Below are 20,158 nucleotides of genomic sequence, written 5' to 3'. Positions count from 1 at the left end.
GCGCTTTTGCCTATGGCCTCCACGCATGGCGGCGGTACCGGCCCGATCCGCATCCCATGCAGATCGGGCCGGCTGGCGTTGTCCGGAGATCCGAAGCGCCTTTGCTCGTCTCGTCCAGGGGAAGCGCTCAAGGAGTCGATCGTCCTTGCCGCGGCCAACCGGCCCTGTGAGCTTTCCGCCGAATGCTTGTCCAAATGATTCCAATGCTTTATGATAGACGGAGAATAGAACATGCGTTCGAACCGGAGGAACGACGATGACGACAGCCATTTTTTTTTCCTCACCTCGCTTAGGCGAGACGAACGGCGAGCAGCTGCAGCGCATGCTGGATCGGCACGGACTCGGCCGGCTGCTTGCCTGGAGCCGGACCGGCCAAGGCGCGATGAACCAGACGCTGCGGATCGAGACGGACACAGGCGCATACATTTTCAAAGGAAACCCGCTCTACCCGGGGCAGCTGGAAGAGGAGCGCTGGTTCTCCGAGCAGCTCGCCACCCGGACGAAGCTGCCCCTTCCGGTTCCCTATGTCATGGACGAGCGGACGGATCTGTTCGGCTGGAGCTACGCGATCATGCCTTGCCTGCCGGGACGGCATCTCGGCGACCTGCCGGATGACGGCGGCGAGGCTGGAGCGCAGGCGGCCGCCGAGGCGCTGCGCCAGATCCATGCCTGGACGGAGCCGGCATTCGGCGAGTACGATCCGCGGAACGGCCGGATCGTTCCGTTCGAGGGCGGCTATTTCAGCTGGCTCTCCCATCGGGTGCTTTACTGGCTCAAGGACGCCGCGCGCTTCTCCGACATCGGAGCGGAGGACGAGGCGTGGGCGGAGGGCGTGCTGCGTCAGGCGGAGCTCGGCTTCGCCAAGCTGCAGCGCGCCTCCATGTGCATGGGCGACTTCAAGCCGGGCAACTTCCTGCTGGAGGACGAGCCGGGCGGGATGCGCCTGAGCGGGCTGTTCGACCTGACGAACGGCTACTTCGGCGATCCGCTGGCCGATCTGCCCAAGCTGCTCGTCTATTACCGCAGCCGCGGCCGGCATGATCGGGCGGCGCGGTTCCTCCGCGCCTGCACGGAGGGCATGGAGGCCGATCGCGGTTGGGAAGCCCGCCTCGCCGTCCATCTGCTGCATCAGAACGTGCTCGATTGGGGCTGCCTCAAGGCGATGGGAGCAGCCGATTGGCCCGAGGAGCGGACGTTCCGGGATTGGGCGGCCGACTGGCAGGCGGACCTGGCCGGCTGGCTGGCGGCAGCGAGAGGAGAGACGCCATGACCGACCGTCAGGCGGTGCTGGCCCAGGCCCGGGAGGTGGCCGAGCTCGCCGCCCGCGAGGCGGCGGCGCTGGCGCGGGAGTATTTCACGCGGGACAAGCAGGTGCAGGACAAGGGAGACAGCGGCGATCTCGTCACCGTCGCCGATACGCTCGCCGAGGAGATCATCCTGGGCCATATCCGCGCGGCATTCCCCGACCATGAGATCCGCAGCGAGGAGACGGGCTGGCACGGAGCGCCGGGCGACTGGCTGTGGCTCGTCGATCCGCTCGACGGGACGAACAACTACGCGATCGGCTTGCCGGTGTACGGCGTGTCGATCACGCTGCTTTATCGGCGAGAGCCGCTGCTCGGCGTCATCTGCGACTCTCATCTGGATCGGCTGTACGTGGCCCAAAAGGGGAAAGGAGCCTTCGTCGACGGTTCTCCGATCTCGATCGGCCGCTGCCCGTCCGTGCCGCGCATGACCGTCGGCTGGATTCAGGGGCATGCCGTCGGCAAGGACGAGCGCGTGCTCGCGCTCAAGGCCCGGCTGGAGGGCAGCTTCAAGCGGGTCCTCCGCCTGTGGGCGCCGGCGGTGCAGTGGTGCATGCTCGCGCGCGGCGACTTGGACGCGATGGTGCTGTACAATTCGGAGGGAGACGATCTGTACGCCGGGCTGCTGCTCGCCCGCGAGGCGGGAGCGGCGGTCGTCGATTTCAACGGCGGGCCTTTCCAAGGGATGAGTGCCGAGCCGTACCTGATCGCCGCACATCCCGAGCATCTGCCGGAGCTGATCGGCATCGTGCGCGGCGGGCTTGGACTCTAGCGGCCGGCTTCAGCGAATGCCTAGCCGGTTCAGCTCCTGCTCGACCCGGTTCAGCTCCTCGTGCAAGGAATCCCATTCGTCCAAAACGACGTTGGAGATGACGGCGATCGAACGGCCCAGCGCGAGCAGCGTTCCTCCTGACAAGGGAAGCACGAATCTCCATGTGCCGACCAGCCAGAACAACGGGCATTGCGGATCGTGCAGGTGGGAAATCGGCAGCCAAAGCAAGGCTCCGGCGCACAGCATGGCGGCTCCGATCGCGGAGCAGCGGGCGGCCAGTCGGCCGAGGGCGACAGGGGGAGGCTGCATCGGGTTTCTCCTCTCCGGAACGAGATTTTACGGTTTCTATATGGTTCTCCGCGACCCTCATTCCTTCCTTTACTTTTCTTGGATTAACTTAAAAGAAAAGGATAGAGAGGGCCGCTTGGGAGGGACGTCGGAGAGCGAGCAGTTGTCAAAGGGACCAAGCTGCATGCGGTGGGGGAGAATGCGGGGGCGGCCAGCGCGCGGTGCCGCAGCTCGGCTGCGATGCCTGCAGCGGATCGAGCGAGGCGGAAGCGACTCGGCGCGGGGAGCCGTTCGACCTCGCACGTAGTGGGAGATTTGATGAGGGAGGCGGCGACGATGCGCGGAGAAGCGGACATGATGGCCTTGTTTCTGAATATCGCGAGGAGGGACGAGAGGATTCGGGCGGTTACGCTGGAAGGATCGCGGACCGATTCGAACGCTTCCCGGGATCTGTTTCAGGACTATGACATTTCGTATCTCGTCTCGGAGATGGATTCCTTCCGAAACGATCCGGACTGGATCGATTGCTTCGGATCGCGGCTATGGCTTCAGACGCCGGAGTCGATGGAGCTGTTCCCGGCGGAGCTGGGCGACCGTTTCTCGTACCTGATCTTGTTCGAGGACGGCAACAAGCTCGACCTGACGCTCATTCCGCTGGAGGAGGCGCAAGCGTATTCGGAGGAGGACAAGCTGCTGCAGGTGCTGCTCGACAAGGACGGCCTGCTGACGGACGTCCAGCCGCCTACAGACGAGGAGTACCGGGTGCGTCCGCCGAGCGAGGCTTCGTTCCACGACTGCCGCAATGAATTCTGGATGGTCTCGACCTACGTCGCCAAAGGGCTATGGCGGCGGGAAATCCTGTTCGCGATGGACCATCTGAACGGCATCCTGCGGCCGATGCTGCTGCAGATGCTGGAGTGGCAGGTCGGCTATCGGACAGGCTTCTCCGTCAGCGTCGGCAAGAACCGCAAGCGGATCCGGCGGTGGCTGGAGGTCGACGAATGGGAAGGACTGCTGCAGACCTTTCCTGGCGGCAGCGAGGAGGAAGTTTGGGAATCGCTTTTCGCGGCGGTCGGCTTGTTCCGGCGCTCAGGAGAACAAGTGGCGACCCGGCTCGGCTGCCGCTATCCGGCGGAGGAGGACGAGCGCATGACGTCCTACTTGCGCCAGGTGCAGTCGCTCCCCGCAGATGCGACGCGGTTTTGAAGCGGACCCTGGCGCGACGAGCGGAATCTGACCTCTTGATGCGCCATACGCAGCAATCAAACGGCACCGAGAGCGCGCCAAGAAACCCGTCGGACACCGTTCCGGCGGGTTTCGTTTTTTAAGCGTTCTTTTTCCTGGACTTGCTCACTCCGGACGCATCTCCAGCTCGATCGGATGCAGCGCGTAGCCCGGGTAGCCCTCCACGTCAAAGGTGAGCGGCTGCGGGAGCTTCTTCGCCGGAAGCTTTACATAATAAGTCTGGCCTTCGGACGTCATGGACGAGCGAATCATACGATCCGTGCCAACCTCCTCCCATTTCTTCCCGGACCCGTCCGTGAACGTGCTGGAAACGAGATTGTACCCGTATTTGCTCTCCCGCTCATCGAGGCCCGAAAGGCGGAAGGCGAGCACGTTGGACACGTCGAGCTGTCCGTGATGAAGCGACGTCTCCGGCGCTGTCAGCGAGAGCCGATCGTCCGGCGCTTTCAGCACGAGGCGCTTTTCCGAGTCGACGACGATCTTCTGTCCCTTGGCGAACATCACGAAGCCGTCCGCCCGCAGCGTCAGCGACTTCGGCTTCTGGAAGTAGCCGTTCTGATAGAACAGGACCGGCTCGTCGCCGAGAAAGCCGCCGGTGCTGCGCCACTCGCGCCCGGATTCGTCCGTCAGGCGGAGATTCAGCAAATTACGAATATCCATCGTATTGGCGGAATCCTTGTGCAGCCGCAGCTCCAGCTGCAGCGGCGTCTGGCGGGCCGAAACGACGGTCAGCTTCTGTCCGTCGACTTCCAGCGTCCGATTCATGGGGAACTCGCGCACGAGGCCCGCCGTCTTGCCCAGATCGATGTCGAGCGGCACCTGCAGCACGACGCCGTCCTGCTCGGCCTCGATGAGGACCCGCTCCGGCAGGCTCTCGTCCGGGCTCATCTGCACGTCGATCATATCCGGTCGGGCGCCGGCTTCGTCTGCCGGCCCATCTTGCGCATCGGGGGAAAAATGGCCGTAGGAAGCCGAGATCAGCTTGCCTTGCGCATCCTTGACGTCGAGCCGAGTCGGCTCAAGCCCTTCCATCCGCAAGTTCGTCCGGTAGAACACGACCAGCCGCCGCTCATCCGCGACGAGCGCCTCGACGGTCAGCCGCTTGCCGTCCTTTTCGGCGGTGCGGCCGACGACCTGCAGCAGGTCGCGGTCGATTGAGCTGAGCAGCGCGGGACTTTCTCCGATCAGCCGCAAGAAACCGGAGAGGGCCGGCACGCTGCGCAGCGCGGCGGCGAAGGCCGGGCTGACCTTGGCGGCTCCGGCGGTCATGGCCAGCAGCGAGACCAGCGCAGCCGCAAGGGCAAGCCCGAGCCGGCGTCTGCGGCGCGGCCGGGAACGGCGCTTGCCTCGCTCCAGTCCCGCCCGGATCGCGGCATGCAGCCGCGCGTCCGCTGCAAGCTCCGCCGGCTCCGAACCCGGCATCGGCCCGCTCGCCGCGGACACCGCCGACCCGGCTCCAGTCCGAAGCTCGCCGCCCGCCGCAGACACCGCCGACCCGGCTCCAGTCCGAAGCTCGCCGCCCGCCGCAGACACCGCCGACCCGGCTCCAGTCAGCCGTTCGCCCGCCGCAGATTCCGTCGACCCGGCTGCAGTCCGAAGCTCGCCGCGCGCCGCAGACTGCGCCGACCCGGCTCCAGTCCGAAGCTCGCCGCCCGCCGCAGACACCGCCGACCCGGCTCCAGTCAGCCGTTCGCCCGCTGCGGGCTCCTTTAGATTTGCGACGGTCATCCGTTCGCTCCATTTGTCGCCCCTGGTCGAGTCGCCCGCCTCCATCGGCTTTTGCCCGACAGCCTCTTGTTCTTCCGCTTTTCGGCCTCTAGCCCTTCCATCATCCGCCATGCTTGCCCTCCTCTCCTTTGCCCTGCAGCTGTCCGCGCAGCTGTCCGAGCGCCTTGTGCAGCCACGTCTTCACCGTGCCCGGCGGCTTCTCCAGCGCGCGGGCAATTTCGGCCAGCGTCATGTCGCGGTGGTATTTCATGCGCACGACATCCCGATAGGGCGGCTCCAGCGAATCGACGACCGCCGCCAAGTCGAGCCGCAGAGCGGCCTCCTGGACTTCGTCCGTCTGGGGGCCGGCCTCCTGGCTGTGCCGCTCCAGTAGCTCCGACGTTTCCGCGCGCGCCGGCTGCCTCCGGCTGCGCTTCAGCTCGTCGGCGCAGACGCGCAGCAGGATACGCACCAGCCAGGTGCCCATGTGATCCGGGTGACTCAGCTCGCGACGCTTGAGCCAGGCCCGGCACACCGTTTCCTGCACGGCTTCGAGCACGTCGTGCTCTCCGGGCAGGCAGGCCGAGGCGATGCGCCGCAGCCGGTGCCGCTCGGCATCCATCACCGCGAGGAAGGCCTCCTCATCGCCGGCGGCGGCCCGTCGTGCGAGCTTCCTTTTTTCTTCCGAGTCTAGTGCAATCATAAGCGCTCCTTATCCGGGGCTTCCCGTTCGGCGGCCCCTTGCCGTTAGTCAGGGGCTCCTATCTATTAGACCCGCGAGAGGGGCGAACGGTTTTCCTTCCCGAGCCATTCGATGAGAGTTTATTCATGGACGGCCTTTCGGCTGGCTCTAGCAAGTCCGCCTTTGTTATACTATCTTCGAATCTAGCAAATACTAGTAGCATGATTGCCGGGCAAACGGGAGGCAAGTCCCCGCGCGGTAAGGAAGGAGCACGGGACATGAGACTGGTCGTAGAGCCGGAAGCGGCTCGCTGGTATAAGCGGGAGCTGGGCCTGGATGATGGGGAGCAGCTGCGCGTCTTCGTGCGGCTCGGAGGCTGCGGAAGCGTGCAGCCGGGGCTGTCGCTCGGCATCATGAAGGACGAGTCGCGTTCACCGGGCCTTCGGGAGGAGCGGGAAGGGCTCGTGTTCTTCATGGAGGAGGACCAGCTGTGGTATCTCGACGCCAAGGAGCTTCATCTCGTCTACGACGAGGCGGAGCGCGAAGCGGTGATCGAGGTGCGGGACGCTCGGATGAAAGGAGGAGCCGAATGATTCGCAGGCTGACGCTGCCGTTGCTGGCGCTGCTGCTCGCGCTTCCGTTCTGGAGCGCGGAAGCGGCGACGGCGGCCGGCAAGAGCTACAAGGTCGGCACGAATTCGCTTGCCGTGCGCGAGGATGCCGACAGCGGCTCCGCTTTGAAGGGGTATTTGAAGCAGGGAACGACGGTGCAGGTGACGGAGGAGAAGTACGGTTGGGCGAAGCTGAGCGGCGGCGGGCTGAAGGGCTGGGCGGCCGCGCATTTTCTGGTGGCGGCTTCCGGCTCCGCCAGCTCGTCTGGCTCCGGCGCGTCCGTAACGACGGCTTCCACATCCAAGGACAGCGGCTGGAAATCGATCTCCGGCAGCGGCGTGCGGCTGCGGAGCGGCCCGGGAACGGGCTATGGCATCCTCGGCAGCGTGACGACCGGCGATCGCGTCAAGGTCCTGAAGCAAGAGGGCGGCTGGACCCGCGTCACGACCGAGAGCGGCCAGACGGCCTGGATGAGCAGCCAGTACATCGGAGGCAGCGTCGCGGTCAGCTCCGGCAGCGGGCTCGGTCCGACGGCGGGTTCTTCCCGCGGCAGCCTTCAAGGCAAGCTCATCGCCATCGACCCGGGGCACGGAGGCAACGACCCAGGCATGATCGGCACGACGCATGGCACCGAGGAGAAGGACCTTACGCTCAGCACGTCCCAGCTGCTGGCCGAGGAGCTCCGCTCGCTCGGCGCGCGCGTCGTCCTGACGCGCGTCAAGGACGGCGAGAAGCCGGCGCTGGCCGAACGGGTCCGTACGGCAGCCGCAGCGGCGGCCGACGCGTTCGTGAGCGTGCATTACAATTCCGCCAAGAACCAGGCGTCGGGCACGCTGGTGTTCTATTATTCCAAGAGCAAGGACGCTCCGCTCGCTCATGCGGTGGAGGAGCGGCTGCAAGGATTGAGCCTCCGCAGCAACGGTATCGCTTTCGGCGATTATCACGTGCTGCGGGAGAACCGCTTGCCGGCCGTCCTGCTGGAGCTCGGCTTCCTCAGCAACGCCACGGACGAAAAGGAGACCCGTACGGCTTCCTACCAAAAGGCCGCGGCCAGGGCGATCGCCGAGGGGCTGCAGGATTATTTCGCCCGCAAGTCCAGCTGAGCGCCGTCCGGCGCGGCTGATTACAGAAGGTAGGTCGGACCGATGGATATGAACACGATCCTCATCGCGGCGCTGCAGCTGCTCGTGCTGGCCGGCATCGCCCTGCTGCTGCTTCGGCGCCCGAACAGCGGCCGGGGCGGGCAGGAGGCTCTCCTCCGCGAGCTGCGCGCGGAGCTGGAGCGGCTGCGGGCGGAGCTGCGCCGGGAGAGCTTGGAGCAGGCGGCGCAGGCGCGCCAGGAAGCTTCCGCCTCGGCCCGGCAGAGCCGCGAGGAGCTGGCCGCCGCGCTGAATGCGACGAACCGCATGCTCATGGCCAATATGAACGACATGGCCCAGCAGCAGAAGCATCTGCTGGATCACTTTTCCGAACGGCTCTCCGAGCTGACCCGCGTCAGCGAGACCAAGCTGGAGCTCGTGCGCGGCACGGTGGAGGAGAAGCTGCGCCAGCTGCAGGAGGACAACGGACGCAAGCTCGAGCAGATGCGCGCGACCGTGGACGAGAAGCTGCACGCGACGCTGGAGCAGCGGCTCGGCGAGTCGTTCAAGCTCGTCAGCGACCGGCTGGAGCTCGTGCATCAGGGGCTCGGCGAGATGAAGAGCCTGGCGAGCGGCGTCGGCGACTTGCGCAAGGTGCTGACGAACGTCAAGACGCGCGGCACGCTCGGCGAGATTCAGCTCGGCAACCTGCTGGAGCAGACGCTGACCGTGGAGCAGTACGAGCGCAACGCCGCCACGCGGCGCGGCAGCAGCGAGCGGGTGGAGTTCGCGGTGCGCATCCCGGACAAGCACAACCCCAAGCAGTGGCTGTACCTGCCGATCGACTCGAAGTTCCCGATCGAGGACTACCAGCGGCTGCTCGACGCGCTGGACGCCGACGACCACGCGGCAGCGGCCGAATGCTCCAAGCTGCTCGACGCCCGCATCAAGGCGGAGGCCAAGAGCATCCAGGCCAAATATCTCGATCCGCCGAACACGACCGACTTCGGCATCATGTTCCTTCCCGTGGAAGGGCTGTTCGCGGAGGTGCTGCGGCGGCCGGGCCTGTGGGAATACGTCCAGCGCGAGCATCGCGTCGTCATCGCCGGTCCGACGACGCTCACGGCGCTGCTCAACAGCCTGCAGATGGGCTTCCAGACGCTGGCGATCCAGCAGCGCTCGAGCGAGGTGTGGCAGGTGCTCGGCGCGGTCAAGACGGAATTCGGCAAGTTCGGCGACCTGCTCGACAAGACGCAGAAGAAGCTGCAGGAGGCGAGCAATTCGATCGATGCCGCCTCGGTGCGTTCGCGCGCGATCGAGCGCAAGCTGCGCAAGGTGCAGGAGCTGCCGGCCGGCGAAGCGCCGGATCTGCTGCTCGAGGCGGCCGGTGATTAGCGGGCGGCATGCCGCGGTTGCGGCGTTCAGCCCGCCTAGGTTCAGCTGGCGGCCGGCGATGAGCCGACGCCCGGGCAGGCCGGAGATGAGGGGGCGCTGCGCATGGGCGGCATCGTGAATCTGCTCGCGACCGGGTATCGGGCGCATGAGCTGAACATTTTCAACCAGAAGCATGAGGCGATCCCTTACATCAAGGCGGCGGCGGCGAGCCGGCTCGTGCCGCTGCTGGAGGACGGCCTCGAGTGGCTGCTGTCGCCGGGAGGCTACGGCTTCGACCTGTGGGCGGTCGAAGCGGCGCTGGAGCTGAAGCGGGATTATCCGCAGCTCAAGATATCGATTCTGACCGCCTACGCGAACGTCGACGAGAAGTGGAAGGACGACCGCAAGCTGTATTACGAGGAGCTTCTGCGGCGGGTGGACCACCATGCCAGCGTCAGCAAGCAGCCGTATGAGGGCGTTTGGCAGCTGACCGCCCGCGACAGCCTGCTCGTGCGCAAGAGCGACGCCATGCTGCTCTTTTACGACGAGGAGATGGGCGAGGGCAGTCCGCGCTACTTCAAGGAGCGCGCGCTGAAGCGCCAGGAGGCGGGCGACGAGTATCCGCTGCTCACGATTTCGGCGGAGACGGTGCAGAGCATCGCCGACGACGCGCGGAGCGCGGCGTTCGACTAGAGGACGCGCTGCGCCGTTCCGTCGACGCTGCGAATTCAAGGCAGTTCTCTGCCTTGGAGGTTGAATGTCAGGCCGAATCTACGAATCCAAGGCAGTCATGTGCCTTGGATTTTCATTTTTCAAGATCAACTAGTCTACCTGGTTGCAAGCTACGGCTATTTAAGCGTCCTCCCTCTCGGCACTCGTAGCTTAGAGATGGTTAACCTGCGGGCAGTGCTCGTCGCAAAAGGTCAGTCGACTTAGACTTTGACTTTGATAGCGACCCGTTCCCGAGCGTTGAAGGAGTCCGGACTGCCTTCATTGGGAGAGTAGAGCAGGCGGGCGAGCGTTGAAGGAGTCCGGACTGCCTTCATTCGGAGAGTAGAGCAGGCGGGCGAGCGTTAAAGGAGTCCGGACTGCCTTCATTCGCAGAGTAGAGCAGGCGGGCGAGTGTTGAAGGGGTCCGGACTACCTTCATTGGGAGAGTAGAGCAGGCAGGCGAGCGTTGAAGGAGTCCGGACTGCCTTCATTGGGAGAGTAGAGCAGGCGGGCGAGCGTTGAAGGGGTCCGGACTGCCTTCATTCGCAAAGTAGAGCAGGTGGGCGATCGTTGAAGGGGTCCGGACTGCCTTCATTGGGAGAGTAGAGCAGGCAGTCGAACGTTGAAGGAGTCCGGACTACCTTCATTCGCAGAGTAGAGCAGGCGGGAGAGCGTTGAAGGGGTCCGGACTACCTTCATTCGCAGAGTAGAGCAGGCGGGCGAGCGTTGAAGGAGTCCGGACTGCCTTCATTCAGCGAAAGGAGCAGGCATTCCGCCAACCGCACAAAGGCTCGCCTCCCGGTATTCCAGTCATCCCGACATTCCAATCCTCCCGGCATTCCCCGGCCCCCTATGACTTGCGTCGATCTCTAAAACGCCTCTAAACGGAGCGTCGCAGTCCTTCACCTCGGCCCAAGCGCCTCGCGAGATGAAGCGCTCGCAGTCCTTCACCTCGGTCCAGGCGCCTCGAAACGAAGCGCTCGCAGTCCTGCATCTCGGCCCAAGCGCCTCGCAAGACGAAGCGCTCGCAGTCCTTCACCTTGCCCAAGCCGGTCGGCATACAGTAAGGCCAGAATCCATTTCACCCGGGGCAGGTGCAGGGCCGTGCAAAGCGAAATTGATACATCCGGTCAGCCGGCGGACGGCTGGCATCATCCCACGAGCACGGAGCGTCCGCTGCTGTCCCGTCTCATGAACCGCAAGGGCAAGGCCAGGACGGAGAAGCCGCCCAAATACGTGCCCAAGCAGCTGGTCGGAGCGGAGGCGCTCAGTCCGGTGTCGCTGCAGCTCAGCTTCAGCAAGCCGCTCGCGCCGGAGGAGCTGGAAGAAGCCGCGGCATATCTCAAGCTGAGCGGGGGGCTTCGGGTGACAGGCTGCCCGAGGCTCAAGCACGGCTCCCGCGCAACCTACATCGTGCCGACGGCTCTCCAGCAGCCGGGCAAGCGCTACGCCTGCTCGTTCCGGGGCGGCGACAAGCTCGGCTTCCGCGCCGGCGTCGATCGGATCTTTTTCCGCCGTGCCGTCGCCTGCGCCTACGATACGGTCGAGCTGACCTGTTCCTTCGGCGATGCCGTGGTCGACGTAGGAAGAGTGGCGGCGGCGCTCCAGCCGGAACTCGCCGGGAGCGGCTTCGAGCTGAGCGCCGACAACGTGTTCGAAGGACGCTATTATCAGATCGTGCCGCCGCTTGAAGGGCTGTCCGTGCGCATCTCGCCCGAGCGCGGCCGGACGCTCGAAGCAGCGTATATTCCGGGCACGCAGCTCGTCTCCGCCCGCCAGGCGCCGCGCTTCCGGCTTCCGCCCGGCTTCGCTTTCACGCCCGGCTTGCGATATACGGTAAGCGCGGACTGGGCCCGGATCGGGCAGGACGAATTCACTGCCTCGGCCTATCGGCTGCCCGCGCCGCTCCTGCCTGCACCGCCCAAGCTGCCATCGCCTATGCGGCCTGCACTTGCGCCGAAGCCGCTCAAGGCCGTACTGCCCGCGCCATCACCCGCGCCATGAGCTGCGCTATCACTTGCGCCATCACCCGCGCTATCACCCGCGACCGGGTGTTACTTCAGGTTTGACGTTTGTTTTTTCAAGAATGTGCCGGAGGAGCATTCCCCTTCGGCACATCCTTGTCCTATACTTGGCTTGCGATCGCTGGCATGGGAGCGGCATCCTGGCGCAGGCAGCACGACTCTAAGCATGCTTTTCTGTAAACGATTACAGAAAAGCGTCTCCGCATGCTCGGTCATGGTATCGATTACATTCATAGAGGAGGCTTCATGGAGTGATGAAACCGAGTATTCCTTCTCCGCAGCAGCGCCGATCCGGAGCCGGCAGCGCCAGGCCGCCGGAAGAAAGAAGAGGCAAGGCGAAGCGCTGGCTGTCGGCGCTTACGGCGGCGACGCTGGCAGCGGGAATGCTGCCGGCGTATGCGTCGGCGGCTCCGGAAGCGAGCTCGCTTCCGGCCTATTTCAACCCGGCGCTGACACCGGAGAAGCGCGCCGAGGATCTGCTCGCCCGCATGACGGTCGAGGAGAAGGTCGGCCAGATGGTGCAGGCGGAGCGCGCCTCGGTGACGCCGGAGGACGTGCGCACGTACCATCTCGGCTCCGTGCTGAGCGGCGGCGGTTCGTTCCCGGGCGGCAAGCAGGCCGACAGCACGCTGGAGAAGTGGACGGAGCTGTACGAGAGCTACCAGAACGGCGCGCTGTCGACGCGTCTGGGCATTCCGCTGCTCTACGGCGTGGATGCGGTGCATGGCCATAACAACGTCAAGGGAGCGACGCTGTTTCCGCATAACATCGGATTGGCGGCGGCGGGCGACGTCAAGCTGGCCGAGCAGGTCGGCGAAGCGGCCGCGACTGAGATTCGCGCGACAGGCGTCAACTGGACGTTCGCGCCGGCGCTCGCCGTCGTGCAGGATATCCGCTGGGGCCGCACCTACGAAGGCTTCGGCGATGATCCGGCGCTTGCCGCCCGGCTTGGAGCGGCTTACATCAAGGGGCTGCAGGGCGAGAAGCCGGAGCAGCTTGCCGACCGGGAGCATGTCGTCGCCACCGCCAAGCATTTTGTGGGGGAAGGCTACACGGCAGGCGGCGTCAACCAAGGCAACGTCACCGCTTACAGCGAGGAAGAAATCTGGCAGCGGGAGAAGTCGGTCTATGAAGCGGCCGTCCAAGCCGGCGTCGGCACCGTCATGGCTTCCTACCACAGCATCCAAGGGCTCAAGATGCATGCCAACAAGCGGCTGCTGCAGGACAAGCTCAAGGGCGAGCTTGGCTTCAAGGGCTTCGTCATCTCCGACTACAACGCCATCGACCAGATTACGCGGGATTCCTCGGGAGCAGCGGTCAGCGGGCTGAAGGCCCAGGTGCGCACGGCCGTGAACGCCGGCGTCGACATGATTATGGAGCCGGATAAATGGAAGCAGGTCTACACGGAACTGAAAGCGCTTGCCGAAGAAGGCGCCGTGCCGATGTCCCGCATCGACGACGCCGTCACGCGCATTTTGACGGTGAAGTTCCGCTCCGGCGTGTTCGAGCAGCCTTACGCCGACCGCGACATGCAGCAGGCGTTCGGCTCGGAGGCGAGCCGCGCCGTGGCGCGCGAGGCGGTGTCGCGCTCGCTCGTCCTGCTCAAGAACGATTTCGTACGCGGGGCGGACGGGGGCGAGGCGCCGATCCTGTCGCTGCTCCCGACAATGAAGAACCTGCTCGTCGCCGGCAAGAACGCCAGCGACATCGGCCGCCAGTCCGGCGGCTGGTCGATTACCTGGCAGGGTTCGTCGGGCGCGATCACGCCCGGCACGACGATCCTCGAGGGGCTGCAGGCGGCGGCCAAGGCAACCGGAGCGGCCGTCACGTTCAATGAGCACGGACGCGGCGCTGCCGGCAAGGACGCCGCCATCGTCGTGCTCGGCGAGAAGCCGTATGCGGAGGGTAGCGGGGACGCCTCCAGCCTCGACCTGGACGTGGAAGACCAGGCGACGCTGGACAACATCCGTGCGGCCGATCCGGATCTTCCGATCGTGCTCGTCCTCGTCAGCGGACGTCCGATGACGGTCACGAAGCAGCTGGACCAGGTGCAGGGCTTGGTCGCAGCCTGGCTGCCCGGCACGGAAGGCGCGGGCGTAGCCGATGTGCTGCTCGGCTCGCGCGAGTTCGAGGGCAAGCTGCCGATCCGCTGGCCGTTCGAGCTGAGCGCGTACGCCAAGCCCGATCCGGGAGCGGAAGCGTTTCTTTTCCAAACCGGATATGGTCTCCAAAAATCTCAAGCTACGCCGCAGCTGCCGGAAGCTCCGCAGCCGGAGACGCCGGAAAATCCGGGCTACCTGCAGATCGAGGCGGAATCGTTCGTCGCCCAGTCCGGCATCCAGACGGAGAAGACGCAGGATGCGGGCGGCGGCGACAACATCGGCTACATCGACGATGGCGACTGGACCGAGTATGAGGTCGAGCTGGAAGGCGGCCTGTATGACGTCGAGGTCCGCTACGCCAGCTGGGGAGACAGCTCCGGCCTTCGGATCGTCGACGGCAACAAGCAGGCGAGCGCGACGATTCCGCTGCCGCGCATCAACAGCTACCAGGACTGGGGCTCGGCTGCGGCCAAGGATGTCGAGCTGCCGGGGGGACCCTGCAAGCAGAAGCTGCGCCTCTCGTTCCTCGGCGGCAGCCTCAACCTCAACTGGGTGAAGCTGACCCGCACCGGCGACGCGCCGGCGCCGACGGCCGTGGCTTGCACGGAGGAGCCGGGCAACCCGGGCACGCCGATCGAGCCGGAAGTCGTGCAGGAGGACGCCGTGCAGAGCTGGATCAGCCGCGAGCGCGATCCGGGCAACATCCGCTGGTACTACGCTCCGCGCTGGCAGGAAGGCGACAAGAAGCTGGACCCCCAGGCTCCGCTTGACGTCGTGAAGCCCAACGAAGCGAAGGGCGAGGTCATCGAGCTGGACGCGGACACCGCTTACCAGTCCATTTTCGGCATCGGCTCCTCCATGGAGGAATCGACGGTCGGCAATCTGATGAAGATGTCTCCGGAAAAGCGGCATGAGCTGCTCGTCCAGCTGTTCGACAAGGAGCAGGGAGCCGGCATGAGCCTCGTGCGCGTCACGATCGGCACGGCGGACTTCACGGGCCAGCCGTTCTATTCCTACAATGACCTGCCGCCGGGCGAGACCGACCCTGAGCTCAAGAAGTTCTCGATCCAGAAGGACCGCGATCTCGGCATCATCTCCACGCTCAAGGAGATTCAGGCGATCAACCCCGACGTCAAGTTCTTCGGCTCGCCGTGGAGCGCGCCGGGCTGGATGAAGACGACGGGCAGCATGATCAAGGGCGAGGTGATGGAGCCTTACCTGCCGGTCTATGCCGATTATCTGGTGAAATTCGTGCAGGCGTATGGCGACGAAGGCATTCCGATCGAGATGCTGACGATGCAGAACGAGCCGCTGCTCGAGATCGAGTATCCGAGCACCAAGATGAGCTGGCAGCAGCAGGGCCGTCTGGCCGCGCTGCTGCGGACGAAGCTCGACGCCGCCGGCTTCGGCGGAGTGAAGATCCTGACCTTCGACCACAACCCGGGCGACACGATGGCGTATCCGGCGCAGCTGCTGCGCGATCCGGCCGCCTACGAGGCCGTCGACGGCACCGCTTTCCACGACTATGGCGGAGAGCTGAGCGAGATGACCCGGCTCAAGGAGCTGTTCCCGGAAAAGAACGTCTACCTGACGGAGCGCGCCGTATGGGGCACGCAGGGAGCGGACCGCATCGCGCAGTACTTCCGCAACTGGGCGCGCAGCTACAACTCGTGGGTCGTCATGCTCGACAGCGACATCCGCGCCCACCAGTGGACGGGCGTGCCGGATCCGACGCCGGTCATCCAGGACTCCGCGGACCGCGACCGCTACTGGCTCGCGCCGGAGACGTACCTGATGGCGCAGTTCTCCAAGTTCGTCCTGCCGGGCTATGAGCGCATCGACAGCAATTACGGCAGCAAGGACACCGTCACGAACGTCGCCTTCCGCAGTCCGGACGGCAAGACGATCGTCGCGGTGATCGTCAACCAGACGGCGTCCGACCAGCCGGTCAAGCTGCTCAGCGACGGCACGCAGATCAGCGCGGTCGTGCCGGCCAAGTCCGTCGCCACCTACCGCTGGACCCGTCCGGAGCTGGGCCGCACCGCCCCGGGCCGCTTCGCGGCCGCGAGCTTCGACCAGGCCGAAGGGTCGTACGCCGCCGATGCGGCGACGGGCGTCGTCGACGGCCTGAACGCCGACCCGGCGCAAGGCCAGGCCGCCTTCGACTACGGCGTGAACGTGCGCAAGGCCGGGCGCTACACGCTCGACCTGAGCTACGCGGGCCAGCCTGCGGACGCCTCGGTCACGGTGAAGGCTGGCGGCGCGACGGCTGCCCATGTGCCGGTGACGCGGGACACGTACGGCGAATATGCCGCCGTCCGCGTCCGGCTTGACCTGCCGGCCGGGAACCAGCAGCTGCGCCTCGAAGCCGCAGGCACCGGCTACCGGCTGCGCGAGCTGCGCCTGCAGCCAGCGGCGGGCGAGACGGCGCTGCCGCAGCGCGTCGAGGCCGAAGCGGCCTCCAGCACGGCGCATGCGCTGCTGCTCGAGGCTCCGGCAGGCGCATCCAAGGACGCGGTCAGCCTGCACGGCGGCAGCGAGCTGAATATCCGCATCGCCGCCCCGGAAACCGGCCTGTACCAGCTGCAGTACCGTTATCGTACGGAGTCCGAGGCCGGCGCCACGGTAGCCTGGTCTGTCTACGGCGGCAGCCCGATCCGGAGCGACGCGCTGCTCGCCTCGTCCGAGTGGACGACGGCATCGGGCACGATCCAGCTGAGCCAGGGTTCCCAGCAGCTGCGGCTGACCGCGGCGGATGGGCCGCTCGCGCTGGATTGGGTGCAGCTCGGTCCGGTGCTTCAGGTGAAGAACAACCCTCGCCTCATCGCCGTGCCGGGAACGGCCTCCGCCGATGACTACGCCGCGATGTCCGGCTTCAAGCCGGGAGCCGGCGGATCGGCCGACGGCCGCCAGCTCGGGGAGTCGGATGCGGGAGACTGGGCGGACTATCGCTTGTCCGTGCCGGAGGCCGGACGCTATACGGTGACGCTGGAGCTCCAGTCGCAAAGCGGCGGCATCGGCGCGTTCCGCCTGAAGCTCGGCGAAACCGTGCTGGCGACGTACGACGTGCCGCAGATTTACAACAACTGGGTTGCGGTGCGCAAGACGATCGATCTGCCGGCGGGCGAGCAGACGCTCCGTCTCGCCGCGAACGCCAGCGGCTTCAACGTCGGCTCGCTGGCGATCGAGCCGTTCCGCCTCCAGGCGGCGGGAGCGGACGGAGCGCTGCAGCTCGAGGCGGAGAGCTACTTCGACGGCGACCGCAACGCCATTGAGACGAACCGCAGCGCCGGCACCGCCAATGTCGGCTACACCAATGCGGGCAACAAGCTTCATTATGGAGTGGACGTGCCGCAGGCCGGACGCTACAAAGTCACGTACCGCTATGCGACGCAGCAGCCGGGCGTATCCGCGGCGCTGCTCGCGGACGGCCAAGCCGTCGGCACGGCATCGCTTCCGTCCACCGGCGGCTGGGGCAATTACCGCGAGGCATCGGGCATCGTCGCCCTCGCGGCCGGACCGCAGCAGCTGTCGGTGCTGATTCAGGGCGACGGCTTCAACCTCGACTGGCTGCGCCTCGCGCCGACGGACGAGGAGCCGGTCGCCGAGCTGAGGCGGGCGGATATCGCCAAAGCCACGCTCAAAGCCGGCAAGTATGCCAAGCCGCAAGCGGTGACGCTGGCCGGCGGAACGACGGATGCCGCCGTCTACTACACGCTGGACGGCAGCCTGCCGACCGCCGAAAGCGGCAAGCGCGCCGACGGTCCGATTCTCGTGGAGGGCACGGCCGTCATCCGCGCGATCGCCGTCAAGGACGGCATGGACGCCAGCTACGTGTCCGCATTCACTTATGTGACCGGCCCGGCCGATCCGCAGCCGAGCACGAATCCGAGCGCATCGCCACAACCGAGCGAGTCGCCGGGCTCGTCGCCGACGCCGAGCGCCGGCCCTACGGCCACGCCGATGCCGACCTATGGTCCGATCGCGACGCCTGCGCCAAGCGCGTCTCCAAGCGCCGCGCCGACCGCGTCTCCCGGAGGCAATCTGACCTCCGGCGTGCCGAAGCTCGACGTTCCGTCCGGCATCGCCTCCGTCACGGTCAGCCGGGCCGAGCTCGACCAGGCCGGGGCAGCGGGCGGCAACATCACGATCAACGTCCCATCCGCCGCAGGGGCGTCAGGCTACGCGGTCATCTTGCCGGCCGAAGCGCTGCGCAGCGGCGCCTCCCGCCTGGAGCTTCGCTTGCCGAACGGCACGCTGCTGCTGCCGGCCGGCTGGCTCAAGGGCGCGGAGCTTGCCGGAGACGACGTCCGCCTGACGCTGGCGGAAGCGGACCGCAGCGGCCTCGCCGCGGCGCAGCAAGCCGCCTCCGCAGGCCTCCCGGTCTACCGCATCGGCCTGGAAAGCGGCGGCAAGCCGGTCGTGCCGGCCGCCTCGCATCCTGCGGCACGCGTCTCCGTGCCGGCCAAGCTGGACGGCAAGATGATCCCCGCCTCCCACCGCATCGGAGTGCGGCTGCTGGACGCCAGCCGGTCCATCCCGGTTCCGAGCGGCCGCTACGCCGCCGGGGCCGTCGCCGGCAGCGGCAGCATGGAATTCGATGTCCGGGCGTCCGGAACGTATGCGGCCGTCTTCTCCGCGACCGAGTTCCGCGACCTGACTAAGCACGCCTGGGCGCTGCGGGCGATCGAAGCGCTGGCTGCCCGCGGCATCGTCCAGGGCGTGGACGAGCAGCGCTTCCAGCCGGCGGCTGAACTCCGCCGCGGCGATCTGCTGCTGCTGCTCGTGCGCGCGTTCGAGTTCTCCGCCGACGGAGAGGCATCCTTCCGCGACATCCCGGCGGGAGCCTACTATGAGGAGGCGGCGCGCATCGCCAAGCTTCTGGGGCTGGCCCAAGGACGCGAGGACGGACGCTTCGATCCGCTCGCTCCCGTCAGCCGCCAGGAGCTGATGACGCTCATCGCCCGCGCGGCCTCCCTGGCCGGAGAGCCGCTTGAGCAGGCTCCGCTCTCCAGCCTGTCGGCCTTCCGCGACAGCGGCTCCGTCGCTCCGTACGCGGCCGATAGCGCGGCGGCTCTCGTCCAGGCCGGCATCGTCGGCGGCGACAGCGGCGCGCTGAAGCCGCAAGGCACGGCCAGCCGCGCGGAGACGGCGGCGATGCTCCATCGCCTGCTCGGCCGCATCGGCTGACCGCAACGCCAAGAGCCCATTCCCGTTGGTTCGGGAATGGGCTCTTTTTTATGGCCGCGTCAGACTCGGCATCGAGCGGGCGAACCGCTTAGACTCGCTTGGAGGAAAGGCGCTTGCGCTTGGGGGGCGCCGGCTTGCTTCCGGCCCGCTTCCCTTTCCGCTGGCTCGAGCGGGACGGGGCTCCCGCCCGCGAGGGGCGCGTCGCGGCCGGTGCGGCCGCTTCGTCGCGTCGCGGCTCGCTCCAAGCCTCGCTTTCCCCGCCGGCGGCCTCGGCGTCGATTTCCGAGCGGACGTCGTCGGCGATCGCGCCTTCCGCAGCTCCCTCATCCGGGTCCAGTTCCGCTTCCGCCTCGTTCGCTGCGGCTGCGGCAGCCGCCATCATCGGCTCCATGGGACCCGGATACAGGAACGGCTCATCGCTCCCTCCGCGAATCGGGAACCGAAGCTCCTCGACGTAGGAGGGCTCCTCCATCGGCTGAACGGCGAGCCACTGCATTTCGTCCTCGGATACTTCCTGCTTGACGACGATCAGGTGCATCATGAAGTGATGGGCGACGTTCATCTGGCTTTGCCGCAGCAGCGACAGCTCATGCGGCTCATACATGCCTTCATACTGCGGGAAGTAGAAGAACTCCAGCCGCACGAGCCGCAGGTCGAGACCGCCCCCGGCATCCAGCGACCAGCTCCGCTCCGCGCAGAAGCGGTATTCTTCGCGGTCTACGTAACAGGCCGGATGGGACGTCCAGTAGCGGGGGGACTGCTCGCTCAGCAGCGAGCGATAGGACGGGTTGGCCAGATGCGCCGAGGCGTGCGCGTAGGGAGCCGACACGCAGATGACAGCTCCGTGGCGGCAGACGCGGTACAGCTCTTCCATCAGCCGCGACGGATTTGACGAATATTGCAGGCTGTCCGACAGCATCGCGAATTCGACGGAATTGTCTTGGAAGGGCAGCGGAGCGTCGAAGTCGTGCACGAGATCGACGTCCGGCAGCTCCAGCCTGTCGATTCCCCGGCAGCCCGGGTGCTTGGCCTCGCCGCAGCCCAGATCGATCCTCACATCATCTCATCC

General features: G+C 66.2%; 13 protein-coding genes. 9 read left to right on the top strand and 4 right to left on the bottom strand.

Annotated features, from left to right (window positions below; translation table 11 throughout):
* Positions 1–256: 256 nt before the first annotated feature.
* Positions 257–1,270 carry a phosphotransferase family protein gene (locus HGI30_RS19365; protein ID WP_168909022.1) on the top strand — a complete coding sequence of 338 codons (1,014 nt, stop codon included), beginning with the start codon at positions 257–259 and terminating at the stop codon, positions 1,268–1,270.
* Complete coding sequence (locus HGI30_RS19360; RefSeq protein WP_168909021.1) at positions 1,267–2,076, top strand: inositol monophosphatase family protein; 810 nt, start codon at positions 1,267–1,269, stop codon at positions 2,074–2,076. The genes HGI30_RS19365 and HGI30_RS19360 overlap by 4 nt, the downstream gene beginning before the upstream one ends.
* A gap of 9 nt (positions 2,077–2,085) precedes the next feature.
* On the opposite strand, the gene HGI30_RS19355 is transcribed toward HGI30_RS19360, so the two are convergent.
* A complete protein-coding gene (locus HGI30_RS19355) occupies positions 2,086–2,385 on the bottom strand; it encodes a hypothetical protein (protein ID WP_168909020.1) in 300 nt (99 codons plus the stop codon).
* Between the two features lie 315 nt (positions 2,386–2,700).
* Here HGI30_RS19355 and HGI30_RS19350 point away from each other — a divergent pair, with 315 nt between their 5' ends.
* The gene (locus tag HGI30_RS19350) at positions 2,701–3,570 is read left to right on the top strand and encodes an aminoglycoside 6-adenylyltransferase (RefSeq protein WP_168909019.1); all 870 of its coding nucleotides are present in this window, start codon (positions 2,701–2,703) and stop codon (positions 3,568–3,570) included.
* A gap of 144 nt (positions 3,571–3,714) precedes the next feature.
* On the opposite strand, the gene HGI30_RS19345 is transcribed toward HGI30_RS19350, so the two are convergent.
* Together HGI30_RS19345 and HGI30_RS19340 are read right to left on the bottom strand one after the other, a co-directional pair.
* Complete coding sequence (locus HGI30_RS19345; protein WP_168909018.1) at positions 3,715–5,448, bottom strand: DUF4179 domain-containing protein; 1,734 nt, start codon at positions 5,446–5,448, stop codon at positions 3,715–3,717.
* Complete coding sequence (locus tag HGI30_RS19340; protein ID WP_235680460.1) at positions 5,438–5,938, bottom strand: sigma-70 family RNA polymerase sigma factor; 501 nt, start codon at positions 5,936–5,938, stop codon at positions 5,438–5,440. Before HGI30_RS19340 ends, HGI30_RS19345 begins: the two co-directional genes overlap by 11 nt.
* A 338-nt stretch (positions 5,939–6,276) precedes the next feature.
* On the opposite strand from HGI30_RS19340, the gene HGI30_RS19335 reads away from it, so the two are divergent.
* The 6 genes from HGI30_RS19335 (at position 6,277) to HGI30_RS19310 (ending at position 19,089) form a co-directional block, all read left to right on the top strand.
* Positions 6,277–6,591: a HesB/YadR/YfhF family protein gene (locus HGI30_RS19335; protein WP_168909016.1), complete on the top strand. Its 315-nt coding sequence runs from the start codon at positions 6,277–6,279 to the stop codon at positions 6,589–6,591.
* Entirely contained in the window at positions 6,588–7,712 is a 1,125-nt protein-coding gene (locus tag HGI30_RS19330) for an N-acetylmuramoyl-L-alanine amidase family protein (RefSeq protein WP_168909015.1), read from the top strand. The genes HGI30_RS19335 and HGI30_RS19330 overlap by 4 nt, the downstream gene beginning before the upstream one ends.
* 42 nt (positions 7,713–7,754) lie before the next feature.
* Complete coding sequence (gene rmuC, locus HGI30_RS19325; RefSeq protein WP_168909014.1) at positions 7,755–9,083, top strand: DNA recombination protein RmuC; 1,329 nt, start codon at positions 7,755–7,757, stop codon at positions 9,081–9,083.
* A gap of 102 nt (positions 9,084–9,185) precedes the next feature.
* Positions 9,186–9,755, top strand: coding sequence for an SLOG family protein (locus HGI30_RS19320; RefSeq protein ID WP_407944996.1), 570 nt, complete (start codon positions 9,186–9,188; stop codon positions 9,753–9,755).
* A 1,122-nt stretch (positions 9,756–10,877) separates the two neighbouring features.
* On the top strand, positions 10,878–11,777 hold the full coding sequence (locus HGI30_RS19315; protein ID WP_168909013.1) for a hypothetical protein: 900 nt from the start codon (positions 10,878–10,880) through the stop codon (positions 11,775–11,777).
* Positions 11,778–12,051: 274 nt separating this feature from the next.
* A complete protein-coding gene (locus HGI30_RS19310) occupies positions 12,052–19,089 on the top strand; it encodes a glycoside hydrolase family 3 N-terminal domain-containing protein (RefSeq protein ID WP_235680459.1) in 7,038 nt (2,345 codons plus the stop codon).
* A gap of 88 nt (positions 19,090–19,177) precedes the next feature.
* Here the strand turns inward: HGI30_RS19310 and HGI30_RS19305 are convergent, their stop codons facing one another.
* Positions 19,178–20,146, bottom strand: a complete 969-nt coding sequence (locus HGI30_RS19305) for a methyltransferase domain-containing protein (RefSeq protein ID WP_168909012.1) — start codon at positions 20,144–20,146, stop codon at positions 19,178–19,180.
* Between the last annotated feature and the right edge of the window lie 12 nt (positions 20,147–20,158).

Source organism: Paenibacillus albicereus, assembly GCF_012676905.1.
GTDB lineage: Bacteria > Bacillota > Bacilli > Paenibacillales > Paenibacillaceae > Paenibacillus_O > Paenibacillus_O albicereus.
The sequence above is the reverse complement of the archived record's forward strand: the minus strand, read 5'-3'. Positions and strand labels throughout refer to the sequence as shown.